This window comes from Desulfurella sp., from assembly GCF_023256235.1.
Classification (GTDB): Bacteria; Campylobacterota_A; Desulfurellia; order Desulfurellales; family Desulfurellaceae; genus Desulfurella.
Genome location: NZ_JAGDWY010000037.1, coordinates 1,738 through 4,701, shown reverse-complemented (window position 1 = coordinate 4,701; position 2,964 = coordinate 1,738). Strand labels below are relative to the sequence as shown.

Annotated in this window: 4 protein-coding genes; 3 read left to right on the top strand and 1 reads right to left on the bottom strand. The window is 29.2% G+C overall.

What is annotated here, in order from left to right:
* A partial coding sequence (locus Q0C22_RS03700; RefSeq protein ID WP_291490844.1) for an FAD-dependent oxidoreductase occupies positions 1-573 on the bottom strand: 573 nt, incomplete at its 3' end.
* A 160-nt stretch (positions 574-733) separates the two neighbouring features.
* Here Q0C22_RS03700 and Q0C22_RS03695 point away from each other — a divergent pair.
* From Q0C22_RS03695 to Q0C22_RS03685, 3 genes are all read left to right on the top strand, one after another.
* On the top strand, positions 734-1,252 hold the full coding sequence (locus Q0C22_RS03695; RefSeq protein ID WP_291490837.1) for a Spy/CpxP family protein refolding chaperone: 519 nt from the start codon (positions 734-736) through the stop codon (positions 1,250-1,252).
* A 64-nt stretch (positions 1,253-1,316) separates the two neighbouring features.
* A complete protein-coding gene (locus Q0C22_RS03690; protein ID WP_291490816.1) occupies positions 1,317-1,991 on the top strand; it encodes a response regulator transcription factor in 675 nt (224 codons plus the stop codon).
* Positions 1,988-2,964, top strand: a 977-nt coding sequence (locus Q0C22_RS03685; protein ID WP_291490807.1) for an ArsS family sensor histidine kinase, incomplete at its 3' end; no start/stop codon positions are given. The genes Q0C22_RS03690 and Q0C22_RS03685, both read left to right, overlap by 4 nt.

Genomic DNA, 2,964 nt, shown 5'->3' with positions numbered 1-2,964 from the left:
CCTTGCAAAACCTTGAGCCATCTCACATCCAATTGCGCCTCCACCTATAATTGTAAGGCTTCCTGGTATATTTTTTTGAGTAAACAAATTCATATTCGTAAGTTTAAATGATTCATCAATTTCATTTAATCCTTCTATATCTGGTATAAAAGGTTTTGTGCCTGTTGCTATAAATATTTTTTTTGCCTTATATACATTTCCATCTACTCTTACAGATTGAGTGTCTACAAACTCTGCATTCCCTTTATTTATAATTAACTCTACCCTTTCAAAAGCCTGCATAAGTTTTTTACCACTTATTCGGCTAATTTTTTGTCTTACTATATCAAGGGATTCTTTTGGATCTGTAAAAATATTTGATATAATTCCAAATTTTTCCAAATTATGTGAAATTTGATTTACTTGGGCAGTTTTTAATAAGGCTTTACTTGGTATACAACCACAATTTAAGCACTCTCCGCCTACTTTATTTTCTTCTATTGCCAAAACATTTAAGCCAAAAGCACTTGCCATAGCAGATGCTGCCATGCCGGCTGGACCCATCCCTATTACTATAAGATCGTAAATTTTCAATTCTTCCTCCAATAGTTACTAAATTTGTAACCATATAAGTATAATTATATTATGCATAAAGTCAATATTTCATTTACAATACATTTACAATTGATTTAAACTATATTTACAAAGCTTTTATAGTATTTAAAATAGAAAATTTAAGTTAAGGAGGTCTTTTATGAAAAAGACATTTGTAAGTGCACTTTTAGCGGCAACATTGTTTGGAACAAGCGTTAGTGCAGGATTTGCTGGTGGCTTTGGAGGCATGCCAGGTGGTAGTTTTGGAATACATAGAGGCTTTGAATGCAACTCAAGAGGTGGTTTTGGATATCAATACATGCAAAAAGAATTAAATTTAACACCAGAGCAAATTAAACAAATTGAACAATTAAGGCAAGAGGCATTACAAAACTTTACAAAAAGTCAGTCAAACTATAAAATGCCAATGTATGATGCAATTGCATCTGGAAATTTCAATAAAAAAATATTTATTGAAGAATCTGAATATAATGCTAGATTAAGAGCACAAAACAGGGCAAATTATATGGAGCGTTTTTTTAATATTTTAACACCACAGCAAAGACAGAAATTTGTGGACTTGCAAAAACAAAGGATGCAATTTGCTCTAAAAAATATGGAAAGCAAACAACAAATGCTTCAAAACAGAATAGATTACTTAAAATCCAAAGTTCAATAGAAAATTTTTAAACACTGTGCTATATTAAGTCTGGGGTAAAACCCAGACTTATTTGGTGTAAACTATGGTTAACATATTGATGATTGAAGATGATACAGAGCTTGCAGAACTATTAAAAGAATATTTAGCTCAATTTAACATGAAAATTACAAACTATGAGTCTCCAATTAAGGGATTGCAAGCGCTTGAAAAATCAAAATTTGATCTTTTGATCCTGGATCTGAGTTTGCCGGAATTAGATGGTATAGATGTATGCAAAAAAATTATAAATAATAATCTTGATATACCTATAATCATATCTTCTGCGCGCAACGATTACTCAGATAAAGTTTTGGCTCTCGAATTAGCGGCAGATGATTATCTTGCCAAACCATATAATCCACGTGAGCTTGTTGCACGTATACAGGCGCTTTTAAGAAGAGTAAAAAAACCTAAAAACTCAAAACATGAAAAAAGTGAATTTCAAATTAACGAAAATGAAATGACAATAATTTATAAAAACAACAAATTAAACCTGACCTCAGCCGAATATGAAGTACTGGCACTATTTTTAAAAAACAAAAACCGTGTCCTAACCAGAGACTTTATTTTAGAAAATACAAAAACCATGGATTATGAAAGCATAGATAGAAGTGTAGACGTTATAGTTAGCCGCATAAGAAAAAAAATTAATGATGATCCTAAAGAACCTCGCTATATAAAATCTATCAGGGGTCTTGGTTATAAATTTGTAGAATGAACAAAAACTCTATTTTATTTAAATTAAATCTAATTTTTATCTTAACATTTATTGTTTCTACTATACTTTTTTTGTTTGTCTACATAACACTCCAAAGACAATCTGATTTTGAATTCATACGAAAAAGCATGTTGCTTGTACGAACAAAAAACTTAAATACATATGCTCAATCAGAAAATATAAATATTATTGAAAATCCAGAAGAAATAAATCACATACTAAAACATGCAAAAGTGTTGTTAAAAAAAGAAATGCCTGCTGGAAGGCAAAACTGGGTTTTGCTTAAGTTTAAATCCAATACTTATTTATATATACATACACCTTTCAAAAGCTTTTTGCTAAAAAAAGGACAAAAATTTTCAGCTCCAGATTTCATACTTATTTTATGGGTAGTTTTTATTGTAAGTATTTTATTTTTGTATATAAGTATTTTGAAGTCCATATATCCTATAAAAGTATTAAGAAAAAAAATTGAGGAATTTAAAAAAGGCAATCTAGATATAAATTTTGATTTAAAAAGACAGGATGAGGTAGGTTTTCTTGCAAAAGAATTTCAAGAAGCTATATCTAATTTAAAAAAAAGCACAGAATTAAGGCAGTGGTTTTTGCGCAATGTAGCTCACGAGCTAAAAACACCAATTGCAAAAGGTATGATAGCTAGTGAGTTGTTAAATGATGAAAACAGAAAGCAAAATTTTTTAAAAATTTTTAAAAGGCTAGATGTGCTTATAAATGAATTGCTTTCGATAGAACAAATAGCATTAAAAAATATAGAAGATTCATCAAAATGCTACAAATTTTCACAAATTCTTGAGTCAGCAAAAAAATTATTATTTCTGGAAGACGAAAAAGTTAAATATAAACCGGATGTAAATTATACTATTAAAGTTGATATTAATTTTTTTTCTATAGCCATAAAAAATTTACTGGATAATGGTATAAAATTTTCTTTTGACAAAACAGTCAGTGTATA